Genomic DNA, 24,230 nt, shown 5'->3' on the forward strand with positions numbered 1-24,230 from the left:
CACGCGGGGATAGCCTGTTTTAGCTTTGCCCTGAAGGGCAATTGAGCAGGAAGCTTCCACTTCAAAATCTGTAAGATTTAAGTGGCGAGAGCATGTCACAGGTATCAGGTACGGACAAAGCTGTAAAATGGTCTTCATCTGATGAAAATATTGCATCTGTTTCCAAAAAAGGTAAAGTCACAGGTAAAAATGCCGGAAAAGCTATCATCACTGCAACAATAGGGAAACAAACTTTGCAATGCAGGGTTATTGTTAGAGCAAGATTGAGCAGGACAAAAGTAACTCTTGTCCGATATGAGAGAATTTTTTTATCTTTAAAGGGTGCTTCTATTAAGCGCATTTCCAGCAGCGAACATAAAGTGGCCTCAGTCTCTATCGTTAAAGAAGGAAAGGAAGGAATGATAATAGGTCTGCGGCGCGGAAGAGCAACAATTACAGTAGTAGATACAACTGGCAGAAAATATACCTGTATAGTTAAAGTCGAAGAGCCTTACCAACGAGAAAAATATATCACTCTTGAGGAAGGCCAGAGTTACCGCTTAAGATTAAACGATACTACTCAGAAGATATCCTGGAGCTCCCGAAATGAAAAAGTTGCTTGTGTTAATTCAGTAGGATTCGTTACTGCCCGTTCCAAAGGAGGGACATACATTTACGCAAAAGTTGGATCGAAGAGTTTCAGTTTTTATATTAAAGTACTGGCGAAAAAAAAGCCAGAAGTGACTCCAACAGCTACGCCCACACCAACGGTGACTCCAGAACCGACAGCTACGCCTACACCGGAACCAACGGCAACTCCGATTCCGACAGCAACTCCGGAGCCGACAGCAACTCCGATTCCCTGGTATCCGTCCTATCCGGATCCAGAACCAACAGATCCGCAGCCTCCACAAATCGACACGGATGTCCCAATCGACACTGATCACTCAAATGACAATAATGTCCCAACCGACAACAATATCCCAACCGACAACAATATCCCAACCGACAACAATGTCCCAACCGACAACAATGTCCCAACCGATAGCAATACCGATTCCGGCAGCCATCTTTTGTTCTGACTCTATTATCTACAAAAGAAATAAAAAATATTAAGATATTAGGAAATTATAGGATTATAATATTTAACACTAAAAACCGGATTGAGTTTATTCTGCTCAATCCGGTTTTGACCTATTCCCTTTCTCTATAAAAGTTTAACTTCTTCAGAAAGATATCTGCCTCTTGCCATTTTTCTTAAAGATTGTATTCTTTATATAACTGCTCACGTCTTTTTGCGTCTGTTGATACAATCGGGATTTCTTCAGTTCTCTGATCCTGAAGTAATCGAGTAATCAGGCTTCCAAGTCGAGTTTCTCCCTGAACCTGTCCGATTGCTTCTCCTTCTGTACGTCCCTCAGCTTTAAGTCTTTCAGATTCCAGTTCTAGAACTTTTCCTCCCATAATATCACCTATTCCTTTCCGGATATCTTCTTCCCTACGGAAGATATAATCCGCAATCTTTATAATTAACTTTGTTAAATCTGTATACAGTTCCGATTTACCTGTCTCCGTCAGTTCCTTTTGACGAGTTTTATTGAACACTTAATTTCTTTAAAATTATGTATTTTTATCTTTGGAATCAGTGGCAGATATTGCCTGAAAAATCACTTATAAGAAAGTATAGATTATCGTTTACATTTTTTACTATACAGCATCTATGGCTATTTATCAAGTCCATTTTGGGCGATTATTTTCCTGTTCTTCCTTAAATCCAGAGTTTACAGTCCATACTCCGCAATGAAGAAATTTAAGACAAAGAAATAGCTTCTGTTTCTTACAAATATTTCTACTGTAAAGATAATGCCAAACAGCCTTGTAGGCAAACGAAACAGTTGACAGCTGAAAAAACCAATGATAAGATAAATGCACTCAAATTATAACAGAACAGGCTTACAGTCAGAAAAGGATCAGAATTTCGGTTCTGATTATTTTTTGTGTTTTATTCCGCTGACAAGGGAAAGTTCGCACTTGAAAAAGAATAAAAACTGGGTTATAATACGAACAAGTGTTTGCAATACAAAAAATCATTCCCGGATTTACAGTAAGCAATCCGGTTGATAGAAAGAAAGGAAATGTAACAGACATGGCAAAGAAAAACACCTATGATGCAGGGAGCATCTCTGTCCTGGAAGGTCTGGAGGCGGTTCGGAAGCGTCCGGGAATGTACATCGGAAGTGTTTCACGAAAAGGATTAAATCATCTCATTTATGAGATCGTAGATAACGCAGTAGATGAACATCTGGCAGGATACTGCAGTCTGATCCATGTAGTTCTGGAGAAAGATGGTTCCTGTACAGTAACAGACAACGGACGAGGAATCCCGGTAGATATGCATGAGAAAGGAGTGTCGGCAGAGAGACTTGTATTTACAACTCTTCATGCAGGCGGTAAATTTGATAATTCTGCCTATAAGACCAGCGGAGGACTTCATGGAGTAGGTTCTTCGGTTGTGAATGCCCTGTCTACATATTTGGACATTAAGATCAGTCGTGACGGATATGTGCATCATGATCACTATGAACGGGGAATCCCGACCATTGAACTTGAGGAAGGGCTGCTGCCGAAGCTGGGTAAGACCAGACAGACCGGAACCAGTATCAATTTCCTGCCGGATCCGGAGATTTTTGAAAAGACCAGATTCTCAGCAACAGAAGTAAAGAGCAGACTTCATGAGACTGCATATCTGAATCCGGAACTGACCATTCATTTTGAGGATAAAAGAGGCGCAGAGGTCGAGGATATTACCTATCATGAGCCGGACGGTATCATTGGATTTATCAAGGATCTGAACCACAGTGCGGAAGTTCTGCATGATCCGGTTTACCTGAAAGGGGAAGCAGACGGTATTCAGGTAGAGGTGGCATTTCAGTTTACCAATGAGTTTCGTGAGAATGTACTGGGCTTCTGTAATAACATTTACAATGCAGAGGGCGGTACTCATCTGACCGGATTTAAGACTACATTTACCACAGTCATGAATACTTATGCGAGAGAGATTGGCGTTCTTAAAGACAAGGATCCGAACTTCACAGGTGCAGATATCCGTAACGGAATGACAGCGGTTGTTTCCATCAAGCATCCGGAACCGCGTTTCGAGGGACAGACCAAGACAAAGCTGGATAATCAGGATGCATCACGCGCAACCGGAAAGGTTGTAGGAGAGCAGATGGTACTCTATTTTGACAGAAACCTGGAGACTCTTAAGACAATCCTTTCCTGCGCGGAGAAAGCTGCCAAAATCCGCAAGACAGAAGAAAGAGCCAAGACCAATCTTCTGACAAAGCAGAAATATTCCTTTGACTCTAACGGAAAGCTGGCAAACTGTGAGAAAAAGGATCCTTCCCAGTGTGAGATCTTTATCGTAGAGGGAGATTCTGCGGGAGGTTCCGCAAAGACTGCCCGCAACCGTAATTATCAGGCAATCCTTCCTATCAGAGGTAAGATCCTGAATGTAGAGAAAGCAACCATTGACAAGGTGCTTGCCAATGCGGAGATCAAGACCATGATCAATGCATTCGGATGCGGATTCTCCGAAGGATACGGAAATGACTTTGACATTACGAAGCTTCGCTATGACAAGATTGTGATCATGGCTGATGCCGATGTGGATGGGGCGCATATTTCCACACTGCTCCTGACTTTATTCTACCGTTTTATGCCGGATCTGATCACTGAGGGACATGTGTATATTGCCATGCCGCCATTATATAAAGTCATGCCTAAGAAGGGGCAGGAGGAATACCTGTATGATGATAAGGCACTGGAGAGATACAGACGTGCCCATAAGCCGGGAAGCTTTACTCTTCAGAGATATAAAGGTCTGGGCGAGATGGATGCGAAGCAGCTCTGGGAGACTACTCTGAATCCGGAGACAAGAATGATGAAGCGAGTGGAGATTGAGGATGCGAGACTTGCATCAAGCGTGACAGAGATCCTGATGGGAAGCGATGTTCCGCCGAGAAAGAAGTTTATCTATGAGCATGCACAGGATGCAGAGCTGGACATCTGATTTTGCCGGAGTGTTATATGGAAATTAAGACAGATACATGGATATGTGTCTGAGATGGAGGAAAGAGATTAAATGGAAACAAAACAGGAGAATGTGATTCCCACCGACTATGCGGAGGTCATGCAGAAATCCTATATAGATTATGCCATGAGTGTTATTATCTCCAGAGCCCTGCCGGATGTGCGTGACGGATTGAAGCCTGTACAGAGAAGAACCCTGTATGATATGTATGAACTGGGTATCCGTTATGACAGACCATACAGAAAATGTGCCCGTATCGTAGGTGACACCATGGGTAAATATCACCCCCATGGTGACAGTTCGATCTACGAAGCACTTGTGGTAATGGCTCAGGATTTTAAGAAAGGCAAAACACTGGTTGACGGACATGGAAACTTCGGTTCCATCGAGGGCGACGGTGCAGCGGCCATGCGATATACAGAAGCCAGACTGGAGAAACTGACACAGGATGTCTTCCTCGAAGATCTGGATAAGAATGTAGTAGATTTTATGCCGAACTTTGATGAGACAGAGAAGGAACCGGTGGTACTTCCTGTCAGAATCCCGAATCTGCTGGTAAACGGAGCAGACGGTATTGCGGTCGGTATGGCAACCAGTATTCCGCCTCACAATCTGGGTGAAGTGGTAGATGCGGTAAAGGCATATATGAAGAATAACGACATCAGTGTCAAAGGGCTGATGCGCTATCTCAAAGGACCGGACTTTCCGACAGGCGGTCTGGTAGTAAATAAAGATGATCTGCTCAGGATTTACGAGACAGGAACAGGGAAGCTCCGTGTAAGAGGTAAGGTGGAGACAGTGAAGCTCAAAGGCGGCAGACAGCAGCTTGTGATCACTGAGATTCCTTACACAATGATCGGTGCAAATATCGGAAAATTCCTGAATGATATTGCGTCTCTTGTGGAAAACAAGAAGACAACAGATATCGTAGATATTTCAAATCAGTCTTCCAAAGAGGGAATCCGTATTGTTCTTGACCTGAAGCGTGACGCAGATGTAGAGAACCTTACAAATATGCTCTACAAGAAGACAAAGCTGGAAGATACTTTTGGCGTGAATATGCTGGCAGTTGCGGATGGCAGACCGGAGACTCTGAGTCTGAAGCAGGTGATCGAGCATCACGTAGATTTCGTATTCGATGTCACGACCAGAAAGTACACCACACTTCTGAATAAGGAGCAGGAGAAGAAAGAAATCCAGGAAGGTCTGATCAAGGCATGTGATGTGATCGACCTGATCATCGAGATCCTGCGAGGAAGCAAGAACAGAGAACAGGTAAAGAAATGCCTGGTTGACGGTGTGACAGAAGGAATCAGGTTCAAGAGCAAATCAAGCGAGAAAGCTGCGCAGAAGCTGCATTTCTCAGAAAAACAGGCAGCTGCGATCCTGGATATGCGTCTGTACAAACTGATCGGTCTGGAGATCGAGGCACTTCAGGCAGATTATGCAGAAACAATGAAGAACATTTCCGTTTATGAAGATATCCTGAATAATTATGATTCCATGGCAGAAGTGATCATGAAAGAACTGGATCAGATCAAGAAAGAATACGGTACGAAACGCCGCACAGTGATCGAGAATGCAGAAGAAGTTGTCTATGAAGAAAAGAAGATGGAGGAGATGGAAGTCACCTTCCTCATGGATCGCTTCGGATATATGCGGACCATTGATAAGTCTGCATATGAGAGAAATAAAGAAGCTGCCAATGCAGAGAACAAATATGTGTTTAACTGTATGAATACAGATAAGATCTGTATCTTTACAGATAATGGAAAGATGCACAGTATCAAGGTGGCAGATATTCCGCTGGTTCGTTTCAGGGATAAGGGGACACCGGCAGATAATCTGAGCAATTATGACAGTGCACAGGAACGTATGCTCTATGTAGCACCACTGGCATCTGTAAAAGAAAATACACTTCTGTTTGTCACTGCTGCATCCATGTGCAAGCTGGTGAGTGGTGCAGAGTTTGATGTGGCGAAGAGAACAATCGTGTCTACGAAACTTGCTGAAGAGGATTCTCTGATTTTTGTGGGTTCTGCGGATGAAATGGAACAGGTGGTATTCCAGAGTGAAGGCGGATATTTCTTAAGATTTCAGAAACAGGATATTTCTGCTATGAAGAAAACATCTATCGGGGTGCGTGGAATGAAACTGGCAGAAGGAGATAAGCTGGATCATGCATATCTTCTGGAAAGCCGTCAGGAATATACCATTACTTACCATGATAAACCCTATGTTCTCAACAGGATAAAACTGTCCAAACGGGACAGTAAAGGAATAAAACCACGTATATAAAACCAACAAATCCGCTAAAATCAAGGTTTTTGCAGGAAAAGCCTTGCAATTGCCGGAAATTGGTGTTACAATACATCTAAATTAGAACTTGTTGACAAAGGAGTGGGCGTGAGCCCACTCTTATTTGTTGCATGGAAAGGCAGGTGGGAAAATGAGCAGACGGGAAGAGTATGAAAAGCGCGCAGAGGAACTTCTGGCACCGATCGTAGAACTTAACGGCTTTGAACTGGTTGATGTAGAATATGTAAAGGAAGCAGGAAACTGGTATCTGAGAGGATACATTGACAAACCAGGCGGAATTACAGTAAATGACTGCGAGACAGTCAGCAGAGCATTCAGTGACAAACTGGATGAGAATGATTTTATCGAAGACAGTTATATCATGGAGATCAGTTCGCCGGGACTGGACAGACCGCTGAAGAAAGACAAAGACTTTGAGAGAAACATGGGAAAACTGGTGGAAATCCGTACCTACCGGCCAATCGAGAAGCAAAAAGAGTTCTGCGGGATTTTGACCGCATATGATAGTAACAGTGTGACAATCGATGAGGATGGAACCGAGCGTGTTTTTGATAAGAAAGACACAGCCCTGATACGCCTCGCAATAGAGTTTTAGTTAATTCGGGAGGATAAGAAAAAAATGAGCAGAGAGTTAAAGGAGGCACTGGATATCCTTGAAAAGGAAAAGAGTATCAGCAAAGATACTCTGCTTGAGGCAATTGAGCAGTCTCTGATCCAGGCCTGCAAGAACCATTTTGGAAAAGCTGACAATGTACATGTAACTATTGATCCGGAAACCTGCGATTTTTCAGTGTGTGCAGACAGAAGTATCGTAGAATACGTAGAGGATCCTGCAATGGAGATTTCTCTGGCAGATGCTTTGAAGATCACATCAAGAGCTGAGATCGGAGGCATGATACAGGTTCCAATCCAGTCTAAGGAATTCGGACGTATTGCGACACAGAATGCAAAGAACGTTATCCTGCAGAAAATCCGCGAGGAAGAACGTAAAGTGCTGTATGATGAATATTATGGAAAAGAGAAAGAAGTAGTAACCGGTATTGTACAGCGTGTGATGGGCAAGAATGTAAGCATCAATCTTGGTAAGGCAGATGCAGTATTAAGTGAGAATGAACAGGTGAAAGGGGAAACCTTCCAGCCGACAGAGAGAATAAAGGTGTATATTCTTGAAGTCAAGGATACCCCGAAGGGACCTCGTATTCTGGTATCCAGAACTCATCCGGGACTTGTGAAACGTCTCTTTGAGTCAGAAGTTGCAGAAGTAAAAGACGGAACTGTTGAGATCAAGAGCATCGCACGTGAGGCCGGTTCCCGTACAAAGATCGCTGTATGGAGCAACGATCCGGATGTAGATGCAGTTGGTGCATGCGTAGGTATGAACGGTGCACGTGTCAATGCAGTAGTTGAGGAACTTCGCGGTGAGAAGATCGATATCATCAACTGGGATGAGAATCCTGCAATCCTAATCGAGAATGCATTGAGCCCTGCAAAGGTTATCGCAGTTATGGCAGATCCTGATGAGAAGACAGCTCTGGTAGTTGTTCCTGATTATCAGCTGTCCCTTGCAATCGGTAAAGAAGGTCAGAATGCACGTCTTGCTGCAAGACTTACAGGATTTAAGATTGACATCAAGAGTGAGACTCAGGCAAAAGAAGCCGGTGATTTCTATGATTATGATGATGACGAGACTGCAGAAGATGCAGCTGAGGCATCAGCAGAGGAAACTTCAGCAGAAGATTCCCTGACAGAAGAAAACGAAGCAGAAGAAGTTTCAGAGGAAGTTCCTGTAGAAGAAGAGCCACAGGCTCAGGAAGCAGGAGAGAATGAAGACGAAGAATAAGATTCCCATGCGCCAGTGTACCGGCTGCAGGGAAATGAAAAGCAAGAAAGAGATGCTCAGAGTTCTTAAGACTACAGAAGATGAGATCGTGCTTGATACTACCGGTAAGAAAAACGGCAGAGGCGCATATCTGTGTCTTTCCAGAGAATGTCTGGATAAAGCGATTAAAAATCATGGACTTGAGCGTTCACTGAAAACTGCGGTTCCGGATGAGGTATACGAACGACTTAAGAAGGAGCTGGAAGATATTGAAAAATAACAGAGTACTGTCGCTGATAGGGCTGGCTACCAAAGCAGGCAAGACCGTAAGCGGAGAATTTTCCACAGAGAAATCTGTAAAGACCGGAAAAGGACTGCTTGTGATCGTTGCTGAGGATGCCTCCGAGAATACAAAGAAGAAATTCAGGAATATGTGCAGTTTTTATGAAGTTCCGATTTTCTTCTTCTCAGATAAAGAGAGCTTAGGCAGAGCAATGGGAAAGGAGTACCGCGCCTGTCTGGCTGTCCAGGATGAGAACTTTGCGAAAGCAATCATGAAGGAGGTATAGCGATTGTCAAAATTAAGAGTACATGAGCTGGCCAGAGAGCTTGGACGACAGAACAGAGAAGTGATCGAGTTTCTGAAATCAAAAGGCGTTGATGTGAGAAGCCATATGAGTATGGTGGATGAGCCTGCGGTTTCGGAAGTAAAGAATAGATTCAGAAAAGACAATAATAACAGGGGAAAGGAGCATATTGCGAAATTGGAGACTCCCAAGACAGAAGAAAAGGTTGTAACAGCAAAATCAGAAGGAGATAAAACTGAAACACCTAAAAAGAAAAAAAATATTATCCGCGTTTTTCATGCACAGAATGCAAGTGACGGAGGAAAAACAAGAAAGAAACCTGTGAAAGCTGAAGGCGAGAGAACAGGTTCACCAAGAAATGCAGAAGGAAGAAATTCCGACAGTTCAAGAACAGACGGTGACAGACCAAGAAGAAATAATAATGACCGCCCAGGTACAGGCAACAGAAGACCGGACGGACAGAACCGTCAGGGAAGACCTCAGGGTGAAGGAAGATCCCAGGGAGGACGTTTTGGCCAGGGAAGAAACCAGGGCGAAGGAAACCGTCAGGGAAGACCTCAGGGCGAGGGAAGATCCCAGGGAGATAACCGCCAGGGAGGACGTTTCGGACAGGGAAGATCCCAGGGCGATGGTCAGGGTCGTCCGGGCGGAAGATTCCAGGGCGATGGAAATCGTCAGGGAGGACGTTTCGGACAGGGAAGACCACAGGGCGAAGGAAACCGTCAGGGAGGAAGACCGCAGGGCAATGGCCAGGGTCGTCCGGACGGAAACAGAAGTGAAGGACGTGACGGACGCTTCGGCGGCAGTCAGGGACGTCAGGGACAGCGCCAGAATACAAGAAAGAATGACGATATGGCATTTGCACCGGAACTGACAAAGACTTCCAAAGACAGCAAGAGAGAAAGAGACAGAGAGAACAAAAACAAGAAAAAAGATTTTGATAAGACACAGAGTGGCGGACGCAGACCAAACCAGGGTGGATTCAATAAGAATTCCAGAATCCCGAAAGCTCTGCAGAAACCGGCTCCGCAGCCAAAACAGGAAGAGAAGAAACCTGAGGTTAAGGAAATCACACTTCCGGAGAAGATGACGATCCGCGAACTGGCAGAAGCTATGAAAATGCAGCCGTCAGTAATTGTGAAGAAGCTCTTTATGCAGGGTATGATGGTTACCGTAAACCATGAGATCGATTTTGAGAAAGCTCAGGAGATTGCTCTGGAATATGATATCATCGCAGAACCGGAAGAGAAGGTAGACGTTATCGAAGAACTCCTCAAAGAGGATGAAGAAGACGAAAAAGATATGGTTTCAAGACCACCTGTAGTCTGTGTTATGGGGCACGTTGACCATGGTAAAACATCTCTTCTGGATGCAATCCGTAAGACAAATGTAACACGTGGAGAAGCCGGCGGTATCACACAGCACATCGGTGCTTCTGTAGTAGAGGTTGGCGGACAGAAGATCACATTCCTGGATACACCTGGACATGAAGCTTTCACAGCTATGCGTATGCGTGGTGCAAACTCCACAGATATTGCAGTTCTGGTTGTAGCAGCTGATGATGGTGTGATGCCTCAGACAGTAGAGGCTATCAGCCATGCGAAGGCGGCAGGCGTTGAGATCATAGTTGCAATCAACAAGATTGATAAGCCAAGTGCTAATATTGAGCGTGTAAAACAGGAACTTTCTGAATATGAACTGATCCCGGAAGACTGGGGCGGAAGTACGATTTTTGTTCCTGTATCCGCACATACAGGAGAGGGAATCGATACTCTTCTTGAGATGATCCTTCTTACAGCCGAGGTATGTGAATTAAAGGCAAATCCGAACCGTTCCGCAAGAGGTCTTGTAATCGAGGCTCAGCTTGATAAAGGTAAAGGTCCGGTTGCCACGATCCTTGTCCAGAAAGGTACTCTTCATGTGGGAGACTTTATTGCAGCAGGAGCATGCAATGGTAAGGTTCGTGCTATGATGGATGATAAGGGACGCAGGATTAAAGAAGCAGGTCCTTCTACTCCTGTAGAAATCCTGGGACTTGGTGATGTGCCGAATGCAGGTGAAATTCTTCTTGCATTTGACAGTGATAAGGAAGCCAAGAACTTTGCAGGTGCATTTGTATCTGAGAACAAGAACCGTCTTCTTGAGGAGACTAAGGGCAAATTATCTCTGGATAATCTCTTTGATCAGATTCAGGCAAGCGATCTGAAGGAACTTCCGCTCATTGTCAAAGCAGATGTACAGGGATCTGTGGAAGCTGTAAAACAGAGTCTGACCAAACTTTCCAACGAAGAAGTGGTTGTAAAGGTGATCCATGGCGGTGTTGGTGCGATCAATGAGTCTGACGTAAGTCTTGCGGCTACATCAAATGCGATCATTATCGGCTTTAATGTCCGTCCGGATGCAACCGCAAAACAGCTTGCTGAGCAGGAAGGTGTAGATCTTCGTCTGTACAGAGTTATTTATCAGGCAATCGAAGATGTAGAAGCTGCCATGAAGGGTATGCTTGATCCTATATTTGAGGAGAAAGTTATCGGTCATGCGGAAGTGCGTCAGCTGTTCAAGGCATCCGGTATTGGTACGATTGCAGGAAGCTATATTCTGGATGGTATCTTCCAGAGAAACTGCAAGGTTCGTATTTCCAGAGAAGGCGAGCAGATATTTGAAGGTGAGCTTGCATCCCTGAAGAGATTCAAAGACGATGTTAAGGAAGTTAAGGCAGGATACGAATGTGGCCTTGTATTTGACGGATTTAACGATGTGAAAGAGGAAGATAAAGTAGAAGCTTATATCATGGTAGAAGTACCGAGATAGTAATGGTTTATAAAGGTAGGGTGCGCGATTCATAGTGTCATGTACAGTGTGGTGCGCACCTTGACTTGATTGTGGTAATTCAGAAAATAATGTGATCAGGATAGTCGATGATCCGGATTGCTCACAGTATTTGACAGAATTGCCGGATATATAGGAGTAAAACTTAAAATGAGAAAAAACAGTATTAAGAATACCCGGATCAATGGGGAAGTCCAGAAGGAACTCAGCACCATTATCCGCAACGAGATCAAGGACCCGCGTATTCATCCGATGACTTCTGTCATGGCTGTAGAAGTGGCTCCTGATCTGAAAACCTGCAGAGCATATATCAGTGTGCTGGGTGAAAAAGAAGCAAAGGAAGCGACGATCAAAGGTCTGAACAGTGCAGAAGGCTACATCAGACGCCAGCTGGCGCGTAATTTAAACCTGAGAAATACACCGGAGATCCGTTTTATCCTGGACGAATCTATTGAGTATGGTGTAAATATGTCAAAGCTTATTGATGATGTTACCAAGAAAGACAGCAACTCCCACAGACAGGATGAGGAGCAGGATGAGAATTAAAAGAGGATGAGAACATGGAAAATATTGCGGAAATACTGGAAGGTGTGAAAACAATGGGAATCGGCGGACATATCCGTCCGGATGGTGACTGCGTTGGTTCCTGTATGGCGTTATATTTATATGTAAAAACCTATTATCCGGAAATTCAGGCAGATGTGTACCTGGATAATCCCAAACCTGTTTTCGGACATATTGACTGTATGGATGAGATTAAAACAGAGCTGGACGGTGACAAAGAGTATGACCTTTTTGTTACCTGTGATGTAAGTGCAAGAGACAGACTTGCCATTGCAGGTCCATACTTTGACACTGCAAAAAGAACAGCATGTATTGATCATCATATCAGTAACTCCGGATTTGCACAGGTGAATCATATCAGGGGAGAGGTAAGCTCTGCCTGTGAAGTTCTCTATGGGCTTTTTGAGCCTGAGAAAGTGGTCCGTACCATTGCAGTGCCGATCTATACGGGAATGGTTCATGACACAGGGGTATTTCAGTACTCTTCAACTTCACCGGAGACCATGCGTATTGCCGGGGAACTGATGAAGACAGGATTCAATTTCAGTAAGATCATTGACGAATCTTTCTATCAGAAAACTTATGTGCAGAATCAGGTAATGGGGCGTGTTCTTGCAGAGAGTATCCTGCTTCTGGATGGAAAATGTATTATCGGATATCTTAAAAAAAGAGACATGGAGTTCTATGGTGTGGATGGCAAGGATCTGGACGGTATCGTCAGTCAGCTTCGCCTTACAGCGGGAGTGGAAGTTGCCATGTTTATCTATGAAGTGGAAACTCAGGCTTTCAAAGTTTCCCTGCGTTCCAACGGAAATGTGGATGTAAGCAAGATTGCAGTATATTTTGGCGGCGGCGGTCATATGAGAGCAGCAGGATGTGATCTTCAGGGTTCTGTGTATGATGTGATCAACAATGTGACAGAACAGATCTGCAAACAGTTTCAGGAGCAGGAAGTCTGATGGATGGAGTAATTGTAATCCGTAAGGAAAAAGGATTCACTTCCCATGATGTGGTGGCAAAGCTTCGGGGAATCCTTCATATGAAGAAAATCGGACATACCGGAACTCTTGATCCGGATGCAGAAGGAGTGCTCCCGGTGGCTCTGGGAAAAGCAACCCGTCTGGTGGATATGATCACAGATAAAGAGAAAACCTATGAGGCAGTGATGCGTCTGGGTGTTGTTACGGATACCCAGGATATGAGCGGAACTGTTCTCTCACAGACTACAGAGCTTTCCGTTACAGAAGAAGAGCTTTGCACAGTGGTCAGTTCTTTTGTGGGAGACTATATGCAGGTGCCGCCAATGTATTCAGCACTGAAGGTCAATGGAAAGAAACTCTATGAACTTGCCAGAGAGGGCAAGACTGTGGAGCGTAAACCAAGACCTGTACATTTTTATGAGATAGAAATTCTGGATATCAGTTTTCCGCTGGTGCGTTTTCGTGTGACCTGCAGCAAGGGAACCTATATCCGTACTCTGTGCCATGATATAGGGGAAAAGCTGGGCTGTGGAGCTGCCATGGAAAGTCTTTTGCGGACAAAGGTGGGCAGATTTACACTGGATGATGCCATTACCCTGGCGCAGACAGAAGAGGCAGTGCAGGAAGGAACCATAGAGAGTAAAATCCTCGGTATTGAGGAGATTCTTGCAGAGTATCCAAGGGTATGCTGTACAAAAGAAGGGGACAGACTTCTGGCTAATGGAAATCCTCTTGTACAGGCACTGGTCGATGCACAGGAGAAAAACGGATGGATCCGTATGTGCAGCAGTGAAGGCAGTTTTGCCGGAGTTTACCAGTGGGACGAGAAAAGAAACAGGTATTTCCCTGTAAAAATGTTTTAGGAGACATGATGGAATATTTAAGGATTGAGAATGATTTTCCCAGAATTTCACACAGTGCGGTAACACTTGGGAAGTTTGACGGTATACACCGCGGACATCAGAAACTGGTTGAGAAAATTATTGAGCAGAAACAGGAAGGTGCACAGGCGGTTGTACTTGCGCTTGGAACTGCCTCAAGAACAATCCTCACAAAGGAAGAGAGATGTCGTATATTGGAAGAAATGGGAGTGGATATACTGTTGGAATGTCCGCTCACAGAGAAAATACGGCACATGAAAGCAGAGAATTTTATAAAAGAAATACTGATAGGAGATCTGCAGGTTTCCTATGTGGCAGTTGGAGAGGATTTCCGTTTTGGCTATGAGCGGAAAGGAACTCCTGCCATGCTCAAAGAGTTCGGAAAGAAATATGGATTTCATACGGAAGTCCTGCCAAAAGAAATGGACGGACGCCGTAAGATTAGTAGTACTTTTGTCAGGGAAGAACTGAACAGAGGAAATATGGAAAAATTCCGTTTCCTTATGGGGACAGATTTCTCAGTAGAAGGAATCGTTGAACATGGACGTGGAATGGGACATAAATATCTGCTTCCGACCACCAACCTGATCCCTCCGGTAGAGAAACTGATGCCTCCAAACGGGGTTTATATCACAGTATCCCATTTCAGAGACAGAAGTTATCAGGGAATTACCAATGTAGGTCATAAGCCTACTGTTGGCGGCGAGAAGTTTATTGGTGTGGAAACATATCTGTTTGACTGCAATGAAGATCTGTATGGGGAATACTGCAAGGTAGATTTCAAAAAATTCCTCAGACCTGAACAGAAGTTTTCTTCGCTGGAGGCACTGAAGGCACAGCTGGAGAGGGATGCTGTGAAGGGACAGGAATATTTTGAAACTTTGTAAAAAAGAGGTTTACACGCCAGAATCAATGTGCTATACTAACCAAGGTGAATTTAGCCCATGTTCAGGGACCGGACGCTCCGACCATCTCTTAATGTGTGGCGGTCAATCAATAATAATTATAGAATACAGGAGGAAATCACAATGATTTCAAAAGAAAAGAAAGCAGCGATCATGAAAGAATATGCAAGAACTGAAGGCGATACAGGATCACCGGAAGTACAGGTAGCAGTTCTTACAGCAAGAATTCAGGAACTTACAGAGCATTTACAGAGCAACCATAAAGATCATCACTCCAGACGTGGTCTTCTGAAAATGGTAGGTCAGAGACGTGGACTGTTAGCTTACCTGAAGAAAACAGACATCGAAAGATACCGTGCACTGATTGAAAAATTAGGCTTAAGAAAATAATAGCCTTTTAGTATGCGGAAGGGGGCGGATTTCCATCCGCCTCCCTTTTTATGTATATGGCAGTTCTGTAAAATATGGTGTCTTTCAGGATTGCGGTGGCTTGTTGTTTCGACTGCATCTGCATATTCAGAAGCTGCGAAACATGACAGGAGTTATTTCCGAGACTACTGAAAAGATTATTTTGTATATGAAAGTAACAAAACAGGCAGATATATTTGCCTGAAAAGTAGTTTTTTCAGTTGTTTCGGACTCCTGTTTTAATGTGACAATTTCATAAAAAGTCTGAACGTTGATGGACAAGATTGTCAGCAGACGGAACAGACAAATTTGAAAAGAATAAAGTAGTTACCGGACATGCAGTGAACGGTAACAGAAAATGACAACAGAATTATGAAAAAAGGAGAATGAACGTATGTACAAAAGTTATTCCATGGAATTAGCCGGAAGAACCTTAACAGTAGATATTAACCGCGTTGCAAAACAGGCAAACGGTGCAGCATTAATGCACTATGGTGATACTACTGTATTATCCACAGCAACAGCATCCAAAGAGCCAAGAGAGGGAATTGATTTCTTCCCGCTGAGTGTTGAATACGAAGAGAAAATGTATGCAGTAGGAAAGATTCCGGGAGGTTTTAATAAGAGAGAAGGTAAAGCAAGCGAACATGCTATTCTTACATCCCGTGTTATTGACAGACCTATGCGTCCTCTGTTTCCAAAGGATTACAGAAATGATGTAACACTGGTAAACATGGTTATGTCTGTTGATCCGGAATGTAATCCGGAGATTCCGGCTATGCTTGGTTCCTCTATTGCAACCTGCATTTCCGATATTCCGTTTGATGGTCCATGTGCTACCACACAGGTTGGTCTGATCAATGGTGAATATATCATCAACCCTACCATGGCACAGAAAGATGTATCTGACCTTCAGCTTACAGTAGCTTCCACAAGAGAGAAAGTAATCATGATCGAAGCCGGCGCAAAAGAAGTTCCGGAAGACAAGATGATCGAAGCTATCTATAAAGCTCATGAAGTAAACCAGGAGATCATCAAATTTATCGATAAGATCGTAGAAGAATGCGGAAAACCGAAACACAGCTACGAATCATGTGCAGTTCCGGAAGAACTCTTCGCAGCGATCAAAGAAATCGTACCTCCGGCAGAAATGGAAGTTGCCGTATTCTCTGACGATAAACAGACAAGAGAAGAAAATATCCGTCAGGTAACAGAGAAACTGAAAGAAGCTTTTGCCGACAAGGAAGAGTGGCTTGCAGTTCTGGGCGAGGCTGTATATCAGTACCAGAAGAAGACTGTCCGCAAGATGATCTTAAAAGACCACAAACGTCCTGATGGTCGTGCCATTACTCAGATCCGTCCTCTGGCAGCAGAGACAGATATTATCCCGAGAGTACATGGTTCTGCTATGTTCACACGTGGACAGACACAGATCTGTACCATCACAACTCTGGCTCCTCTTGCAGAAGCACAGAAGCTTGACGGACTTGACGAATTTGAAACTTCAAAGAGATATATGCATCACTACAATTTCCCGTCCTATTCTGTAGGTGAGACAAAACCATCCAGAGGACCGGGACGTCGTGAGATCGGACATGGTGCACTTGCTGAAAGAGCATTAGTTCCTGTACTTCCAAGCGAAGAGGAATTCCCATATGCGATCCGTACTGTATCTGAGACATTTGAATCCAATGGTTCTACTTCTCAGGCAAGTATCTGTGCATCCACAATGTCTCTGATGGCAGCCGGTGTACCGATCAAAAAACCGGTAGCAGGTATTTCCTGTGGTCTGGTAACAGGCGATACAGATGATGATTACATCGTTCTGACAGATATCCAGGGACTTGAAGACTTCTTCGGAGATATGGACTTCAAGGTAGCCGGAACTCATGACGGTATCACAGCAATCCAGATGGATATCAAGATCCATGGACTGACAAGACCGATCGTAGAAGAAGCAATCAGACGTACAAAAGAAGCTAGAGAATATATCCTGACAGAAGTTATGGAGAAATGCATCGCAGCTCCCCGTACAGCTGTAGGCGAATATGCTCCGAAGATCATCCAGATCCAGATCGATCCTCAGAAGATCGGTGATGTTGTAGGTCAGAGAGGAAAGACTATCAATACGATCATCGAGCGTACAGGTGTTAAGATCGATATCACAGACGAAGGTGCGGTATCTATCTGTGGAGTTGATCAGAAGAGCATGGATGAGGCAGCTAACATGGTTAAGATCATTGCAACTGATTTTGAAGCAGGACAGATCTTTACAGGTAAAGTTGTCAGCATCAAAGAGTTTGGTGCATTCGTTGAATTTGCACCGGGTAAAGAGGGAATGGTACACATTTCCAAGATCTGTAAAGAAAGAATCAATCGTGTTGAGGATGTTCTCACACTTGGTGATAAAGTTAAGGTTATCTGCCTTGGCAAAGACAAGATGGGAAGAATCAGCTTCAGCATGAAGGATGTACCGGAAGAAGCGTAAAAAATTATGAGATATCACAATATTACCAAGGACGATATGCTTAATGGCGACGGACTTCGTGTAGTGCTCTGGGTGGCAGGATGCAATCACTGCTGTCCGGAGTGCCAGAATCCTGTCACCTGGGATCCAAACGGCGGACTGCCTTTCGGTGAGGCAGAACGCAAGGAGATTTTTGCGGAACTGGATAAGGATTATGTGAGCGGAATTACCTTTTCAGGTGGAGATCCACTGCACCCGGCAAATATCACTGAGGTAACAGCCTTTGCGAAGGAGATCAGAAAGAGATATCCTGGTAAAACAATCTGGCTTTATACAGGTTTCCTCTGGGAGGAGATCCGCAAAGAAGAGATTGTGCGTTATCTGGATGTCTGTGTAGACGGTGAATTTGAGGTGGACAAGAAAGAACTTTCCCTGAAATGGAAAGGTTCCAGCAATCAGAGAGTGATCGATGTTCCCAAAACTCTTCATGAAGGAAAAGTCGTATTGCATAAATAAGAAATATACAGGCAGTTCAAGTATGCGTCAGGTGTACCTGAACTGCTTTTTTACTGAATCAGTCAAATATTCAGCTATGAGTGTACTGCGAAGCAGGAGTGTCAGCTTTGCATGACCAGACAGGAGGAAAAACAGATGAAACGAATCGCGAAATTTCATAAAGTAAGCAAAGAACGCTTCACAGCAGACTGGATCGATACCTTCGCACAGTCTCAGGAAGAAGCAGAGAAAGTATACGAGGCTATCCGTCTGCCGAAGAGAGCGACAGCAGGAAGTGCCGGCTATGACTTTTTCGCACCGGCAGAATTTACTCTGAAGCCAGGCGAAACAGTAAAGATCCCGACAGGAATCCGGGTGGAAATGCAGCCGGAATGGGTGCTGAAATGTTATCCGAGAAGCGGACTGGGATTTAAATACCGTCTTCAGCTTAACAACACAGTTGGTATCATTGACAGTGATTATTTCTATTCAGATAACGAAGGCCACATTTTTTCAAAGATCACAAATGATTCCAATGAAAACAAAACTCTGACAATCCCGGCAGATACAGGATTCATGCAGGGAATCTTTGTAGAGTACGGAATCACGGTAGATGATGATGCTACAGAAATCCGCAATGGTGGATTTGGAAGTACTACTGCGAAATAGTGGGTAAAAGTAATGTAATGTTCTGGCGGAGCATATTTCACAAAGTTTATAGATGAAATCAGAGCCAGAATGTAAAAAAAGTAGAACATAGGGAAGAATCTGAGATTTTTACTTTACGTTCTGCTTTTTCTTTGCTATAATATTTTGAGATTCAAAATATTTGCAATACATACAATTCAAGCGTATATACTGCGGAGCAGTTATTCGATTATGAACAAGTAACGAAGCGGATGATTTTATCCGCTTGACTAAAAAATATCAGGCAAAGAAATAAATTCAGGGAGAAAAGTTATGATCATCGAGCCAAAAGTAAGAGAATATATCTGTACAACCGCACATCCGCAGGGATGTGCAGAGAGTGTGCGCAACCAGGCAGATTACGCCTGTAAACAGGGAATGGTAAACGGAACAAAAAAAGCACTGATCATCGGATGTTCTACAGGCTACGGCCTCGCATCCCGTATCTGTGCACTGGAAAACTGTGGTGCTGATACTCTTGGAATCATGTTTGAACGTCAGGCAAATGGCAGAAGGACAGCTACACCCGGATGGTATAATACAGCAGAGTTTCACAGACTGGCTTCCGGGAAAGGTGTTTATGCAAAGACCATTAACGGAGATGCTTTTTCAAAGGAAATCAAGGAGAAGGCGATTGAACTGATCAAACAGGATCTTGGAAAAGTGGACCTGGTAGTCTACAGCCTGGCAGCACCGAGACGTACAGATGCAGAAGGAAAGACCTGGTCTTCCTGTCTGAAAACTACAGATGAGCCATTTACAGAGAAGAGTCTGGATCTGAGAAATAATGAGATCACAGAGAAAACAGTAGAACCTGCTACAGAGGAAGAAGTTTTAAGTACTGTAAAGGTTATGGGCGGCGAAGACTGGGCAGACTGGATTGATGCGCTGAAAGCAGCAGATGTACTGACTGAGAATGCAGTAACTGTAGCATATTCCTACATCGGACCGGAACTGACTTATCCAATCTACTATCATGGAACCATTGGAACTGCCAAACAGCACTTACAGAAAACAATGTCAGAGATTAATCAGGCACATCCGGATGTCCGCGCAGTAATTTCTGTAAACAAAGGTCTGGTAACTCAGGCAAGTGCAGCTATTCCGGTTGTACCGCTGTATTTTGCTATTCTTTATAAAGTTATGAAAAGGGCCGGAAATCATGAAAACTGTATTCAGCAGATTGCAAGGCTTTTTACACAGAAACTCTATACCCCAACAGGCTTCCAGACAGATGAGAATGGTTTCATTCGTATGGATGATTACGAACTGACGCCGGAGATTCAGGAAGAAGTAAAAAAATGCTGGAAAGCTGTTACTACAGACACTGTAAAGGAATATTGCGATATTGATGGTTACTGGGAAGATTTCTATCATATGTTTGGATTCCGATATGAAGATATCGACTATACGCAGGATGTGGATGCTGATATAGAAATTGATGGAGTTGTAATGTAATAAAAAATTCTCTCTTAACAAATGATCATGAAGTATATTGGTTCATAAATGTTAAGAGAGAATTTTTTATTTTGCCTTATGCACCGGATCTGCCGGGTATCCGCTGCGAAGTTTCTGCATTCCACGCTGGAGCGCATCTTTGGAGTTTTTCCAGTCAGCATCCTTATTTCTGTAATCAAACTTATCTGACAGCCATACCAGATCTTCTTCCATACGCTGGAAGTTTTCATCCATCAGCCTGAACATGGCAGGATAAAACTCAGCCTTTTCTTTATCATTCAGATATTTATCTGCACCGTTGCACAGAATCCCGAAGTGATGCAGACAGAAGCCTTTACTGCGCAGAATTTTATTTTTAAATTCATTATCCTGCCGATACAGCCAGAAAAAAGTTTCCACATACCGTTTAAATGTATCCTCAATATTCTGACAGATAAAACAGCTGCAATCCTTAAAAGCAGTCCATGCAGCAATCGGATTCTTATCTGCGCTGGAATCTGAACGGCGGAAACGCGCGAGGACCGAGGATTTTCCGGGTGAAAAAGAATCAAACTGCTTTCTCATCTCTTCCCGAAGTTTATGATAATGAGTCTGAAGAATCAATGCATTCCCAAGAGTATTCCCATAATCAAACATTTTCTTCATATGTACCCTGCAAAATCCCGCCTTATCCGTCTGATCCCGGATGTCACTTTCCATATAAGAAGAACTGTTACCCAGTACAAAATCCAGCGAGTTCTGCTCCAGTTCCCGCTCAATAAAACAGAAAGGACACTCATCACTGGCATTTACCGCATCATTAAGTGGAATGGTATATAACTTTTCTTTCATTTCTATATACTCCATACATCATAGTTTCTGTTCCCTTTATTGTGCATAGAATTTCCGGGAATGTCAAGCAAAAGATTTCCTGTTACTGTAAACGGGTTACTGTGAACGGAGTGAACAGTAATGATTTCTTTTGCAGAGTTGATTTAGAAAAGGGCAGTATGATATTATATATATAGTTGAATGCAAACATATGTAAAAAATAATCAAAGAGGGATAAGACAAATGATAAAATTACAGCTTCATGAAAACTGGCAGTTGTGCAATATCAGACAACTGGACTGGATTCCGGCACAGATTCCGGGGGATATTTATGCGGCACTTCTTAAGACCGGAAAGATGCCGGATCCGTTCTTTGGGGATAATGAATATCAGGCGAAAGCACTGATGGAGGAGGATTATGAATACAGAACGGTATTTAATTATGAAGAAGCGCAGTTTAAAGATTGTCAGGAAGTGATCCTGAGATTTGACGGGATTGATACGATTGCGGACATCTATCTGAATGGATGTTGTCTTGGAAAAGTTGATAACATGCACAGAATCTGGGAATTCCCGGTAGGAGAGCTGCTTGAAAACGGCAAAAATACCTTACGCGTTATCATTCGCTCTCCGTTGAAGTTCATGGCAGAGGCATTTAAGAAATATAAAAACAGGGGAAATGAAGACACAATTGAGGGATTTATGCATCTGCGCAAAGCTCACTATATGTGCGGCTGGGACTGGGGTGCATGTCTGCCGGATGGAGGTATCTTCCGTCCTGTAACACTTCTGGGAATTGAAACTGCCAGACTGGACAGCGTGTATATCCGTCAGGTACATAAGGATGGCAAAGTCCTGCTGGTTCCGGAAGTAGATGTGGAGACTGTTGATGAGGAAGAGAGCGAAGCAGATGGGTATGAAGGTGCACAGGCACTGGAATATCAGGTGACTGTAACTGCACCGAATGGAACAAAAACCATATGGGATGACTGTCCGGATGAAATGGAGATTGAAAATCCGCAGCTCTGGTGGCCAAATGGACTGGGAGAACAGCCGTTATATCAGGTGCAGGTAGACCTGAAAGCCGGAGATAAGATTGTAGACACCTGGTGCAGAAAAATCGGTCTCCGTGCGCTGACCATGCATAGAGAGAAAGACCAGTGGGGCGAGAGCTTTGCTCATGAAGTAAACGGTTATCAGGTCTTTGCCATGGGCGCTGACTATATCCCTGAGGACAATCTTCTGCAGAGAACATCCAGAGAACGTACCAGAGAATTACTTCTTCAGTGCAAGAGAGCGAACTTTAATACAGTACGTGTCTGGGGCGGCGGCTATTATCCTGAGGACTGGTTCTTTGATCTCTGTGATGAACTGGGGCTGATGGTATGGCAGGACTTTATGTTTGCATGCTCTGTCTATGAATTGACACCGGAGTTTGAGGCAAATATCCGTCAGGAATTTATTGATAATATCAAACGCCTCCGTCATCATGCATCCCTTGCCCTGTGGTGCGGAAACAATGAGATGGAAATGTTTGTAAAGCAGGGCACCTGGGTGACAAAACCGACAGAAATGAGAGATTATCTGTTTATGTATGAGCGCATTATTCCGGAAGTTCTCAGCGAATACGACCCGGATACCTTCTACTGGCCTGCAAGCCCGTCATCAGGCGGTTCCTTTGATGAACCCAATGATCCGAACCGTGGAGATGTGCATTACTGGGAAGTATGGCATGGCAATAAGCCATTTTCAGAATATCGTAAATATTTCTTCAGATATGCATCTGAGTTTGGTTTTCAGTCATTCCCGTCTGTAAAAACGCTTGAAACAGTAACAGATGATCCGAAAGAATTGAATCCATTTTCTTATGTGATGGAGAAACATCAGAGAAATTACGGAGGAAATGGAAAAATTGCCAAATACATGCAGGCAGCATACCGTTATCCTGAGAACTTCAGCGATTTTGTTTATGCATCTCAGCTTCTCCAGGCAGATGGAATCCGATATGGAGTCGAGCATTACCGCAGAAACCGGGGACGTTGTATGGGTGCAATCTACTGGCAGTTAAATGACTGTTGGCCGGTTATTTCCTGGTCATCCATTGATTATTACGGACGCTGGAAAGCGCTTCATTATTATGCGAAGAGATTCTTTGCGCCTGTAATGCTTTCCTGTGAAGAACAGAGCTGGATGACAGTGGAAGCGGATATGAACCGTCAGCATTTTGAATTTGAAAAATCCATCCGTCTGAATGTGACCAATGAAACGCTGGATGCTCACAGGGTTCTGGTGAAATGGGCAGTGCGAAAGACAGATGCCACAATTCTGAGGGAGGAAGAACAGTGGCTGGAAGTACCGGCATTGTCTGCTGTATGGATGGATAAGGTCGAACTTCCCCAGATTGACTGTTTTAATGAATATGTAAGTTATGAGGCATGGGAAAATGATCAGATTATTTCTCAGGGAACTGTGATTTTTTCCTATCCGAAATACTTCCACTATCTGAATCCCGGACTGGCTGTGCGCGTAGACGGAGATGAGATAGTTGTTAAGGCAGAAGCATATGCAAAGAGTGTGGAAATCCGGAATGAGAATGATGACCTGATTCTTGAAGATAATTATTTTGACATGAATGCAGGAGAATACAGAGTGAAGATACTCGATGGAAAGCCGGATGGACTGAAAGTGCGCAGTGTTTATGATATATAACCTTTATTCATAGTAGTATTTATGGCAGTTTGCGACGAAATTCTGTATAGTAATCCTCTTATATACATAATTTACGAAGAGGGCTATAGAAGGAAACTCGCACTCTGCTGAACTGTCTTGATTGCATTATGTTATGGAATGGCTATAAGATAAAAAATAAGAACCATCACACATTTTATGAAATGTGGTATGCTCCCCGTCAAGAGGACAATAAAAAATAATAAATTTTTGTATCGTCAG

The 24,230-nt window shown here is 43.7% G+C and carries 20 protein-coding genes; 18 read left to right on the plus strand and 2 right to left on the minus strand.

Annotation, left to right across the window (positions count from 1 at the left end; all coding sequences use genetic code 11):
• The first annotated feature begins 92 nt into the window (after positions 1–92).
• Positions 93–1,061 carry an Ig-like domain-containing protein gene (locus LJE09_RS14190; protein WP_227311481.1) on the plus strand — a complete coding sequence of 323 codons (969 nt, stop codon included), beginning with the start codon at positions 93–95 and terminating at the stop codon, positions 1,059–1,061.
• A 175-nt stretch (positions 1,062–1,236) separates the two neighbouring features.
• Here LJE09_RS14190 and LJE09_RS14195 read toward each other — a convergent pair whose 3' ends face one another.
• Positions 1,237–1,443 (minus strand): hypothetical protein, encoded by a 207-nt coding sequence (locus LJE09_RS14195; protein WP_173744662.1) that lies wholly within the window; start codon positions 1,441–1,443, stop codon positions 1,237–1,239.
• Between the two features lie 682 nt (positions 1,444–2,125).
• Between LJE09_RS14195 and LJE09_RS14200 the strand changes: the two genes are divergently transcribed.
• The 16 genes from LJE09_RS14200 to fabV all read left to right on the plus strand — a co-directional run bounded on the left by LJE09_RS14200 (position 2,126) and on the right by fabV (position 20,471).
• Positions 2,126–4,051, plus strand: coding sequence for a DNA gyrase/topoisomerase IV subunit B (locus LJE09_RS14200; protein WP_227311482.1), 1,926 nt, complete (start codon positions 2,126–2,128; stop codon positions 4,049–4,051).
• A gap of 72 nt (positions 4,052–4,123) precedes the next feature.
• Positions 4,124–6,370, plus strand: coding sequence for a DNA gyrase/topoisomerase IV subunit A (locus LJE09_RS14205; protein WP_118338775.1), 2,247 nt, complete (start codon positions 4,124–4,126; stop codon positions 6,368–6,370).
• A gap of 151 nt (positions 6,371–6,521) precedes the next feature.
• Entirely contained in the window at positions 6,522–6,986 is a 465-nt protein-coding gene (gene rimP, locus LJE09_RS14210) for a ribosome maturation factor RimP (protein ID WP_008707593.1), read from the plus strand.
• A 24-nt stretch (positions 6,987–7,010) separates the two neighbouring features.
• Positions 7,011–8,231: a transcription termination factor NusA gene (gene nusA / locus LJE09_RS14215; protein WP_118338774.1), complete on the plus strand. Its 1,221-nt coding sequence runs from the start codon at positions 7,011–7,013 to the stop codon at positions 8,229–8,231.
• Positions 8,215–8,490: an RNase P modulator RnpM gene (gene rnpM / locus LJE09_RS14220; protein ID WP_008707588.1), complete on the plus strand. Its 276-nt coding sequence runs from the start codon at positions 8,215–8,217 to the stop codon at positions 8,488–8,490. Before nusA ends, rnpM begins: the two co-directional genes overlap by 17 nt.
• Complete coding sequence (locus tag LJE09_RS14225) at positions 8,441–8,779, plus strand: L7Ae/L30e/S12e/Gadd45 family ribosomal protein (RefSeq protein ID WP_008707587.1); 339 nt, start codon at positions 8,441–8,443, stop codon at positions 8,777–8,779. Before rnpM ends, LJE09_RS14225 begins: the two co-directional genes overlap by 50 nt.
• A 3-nt stretch (positions 8,780–8,782) precedes the next feature.
• Positions 8,783–11,608, plus strand: coding sequence for a translation initiation factor IF-2 (gene infB, locus LJE09_RS14230; RefSeq protein WP_025577178.1), 2,826 nt, complete (start codon positions 8,783–8,785; stop codon positions 11,606–11,608).
• Positions 11,609–11,776: 168 nt separating this feature from the next.
• A complete protein-coding gene (gene rbfA, locus LJE09_RS14235; protein WP_008707585.1) occupies positions 11,777–12,172 on the plus strand; it encodes a 30S ribosome-binding factor RbfA in 396 nt (131 codons plus the stop codon).
• A gap of 14 nt (positions 12,173–12,186) precedes the next feature.
• Positions 12,187–13,149 carry a DHH family phosphoesterase gene (locus LJE09_RS14240; RefSeq protein ID WP_227311483.1) on the plus strand — a complete coding sequence of 321 codons (963 nt, stop codon included), beginning with the start codon at positions 12,187–12,189 and terminating at the stop codon, positions 13,147–13,149.
• Positions 13,146–14,033, plus strand: coding sequence for a tRNA pseudouridine(55) synthase TruB (truB, locus tag LJE09_RS14245; RefSeq protein ID WP_008707583.1), 888 nt, complete (start codon positions 13,146–13,148; stop codon positions 14,031–14,033). Before LJE09_RS14240 ends, truB begins: the two co-directional genes overlap by 4 nt.
• A gap of 8 nt (positions 14,034–14,041) precedes the next feature.
• Positions 14,042–14,938, plus strand: a complete 897-nt coding sequence (locus LJE09_RS14250) for a bifunctional riboflavin kinase/FAD synthetase (RefSeq protein WP_025577184.1) — start codon at positions 14,042–14,044, stop codon at positions 14,936–14,938.
• A gap of 141 nt (positions 14,939–15,079) precedes the next feature.
• On the plus strand, positions 15,080–15,346 hold the full coding sequence (rpsO, locus tag LJE09_RS14255; RefSeq protein WP_008707580.1) for a 30S ribosomal protein S15: 267 nt from the start codon (positions 15,080–15,082) through the stop codon (positions 15,344–15,346).
• A 412-nt stretch (positions 15,347–15,758) separates the two neighbouring features.
• Entirely contained in the window at positions 15,759–17,852 is a 2,094-nt protein-coding gene (locus LJE09_RS14260; RefSeq protein ID WP_062807515.1) for a polyribonucleotide nucleotidyltransferase, read from the plus strand.
• Between the two features lie 6 nt (positions 17,853–17,858).
• Positions 17,859–18,347, plus strand: coding sequence for an anaerobic ribonucleoside-triphosphate reductase activating protein (gene nrdG / locus LJE09_RS14265; protein ID WP_118614370.1), 489 nt, complete (start codon positions 17,859–17,861; stop codon positions 18,345–18,347).
• A gap of 135 nt (positions 18,348–18,482) precedes the next feature.
• A complete protein-coding gene (locus LJE09_RS14270) occupies positions 18,483–18,995 on the plus strand; it encodes a deoxyuridine 5'-triphosphate nucleotidohydrolase (protein ID WP_008707572.1) in 513 nt (170 codons plus the stop codon).
• 291 nt (positions 18,996–19,286) lie between these two features.
• Positions 19,287–20,471 (plus strand): enoyl-ACP reductase FabV, encoded by a 1,185-nt coding sequence (gene fabV, locus LJE09_RS14275; protein ID WP_118614372.1) that lies wholly within the window; start codon positions 19,287–19,289, stop codon positions 20,469–20,471.
• A gap of 66 nt (positions 20,472–20,537) precedes the next feature.
• On the opposite strand, the gene LJE09_RS14280 is transcribed toward fabV, so the two are convergent.
• Positions 20,538–21,302 (minus strand): DUF6062 family protein, encoded by a 765-nt coding sequence (locus LJE09_RS14280; protein WP_025577189.1) that lies wholly within the window; start codon positions 21,300–21,302, stop codon positions 20,538–20,540.
• A 222-nt stretch (positions 21,303–21,524) separates the two neighbouring features.
• Between LJE09_RS14280 and LJE09_RS14285 the strand changes: the two genes are divergently transcribed.
• Complete coding sequence (locus LJE09_RS14285) at positions 21,525–23,990, plus strand: beta-mannosidase (RefSeq protein WP_118521220.1); 2,466 nt, start codon at positions 21,525–21,527, stop codon at positions 23,988–23,990.
• The last annotated feature ends 240 nt before the right edge of the window (positions 23,991–24,230 follow it).

The organism is Blautia sp. DFI.3.45, assembly GCF_020593505.1.
In the GTDB taxonomy this organism is placed as follows: domain Bacteria; phylum Bacillota; class Clostridia; order Lachnospirales; family Lachnospiraceae; genus Blautia_A; species Blautia_A wexlerae.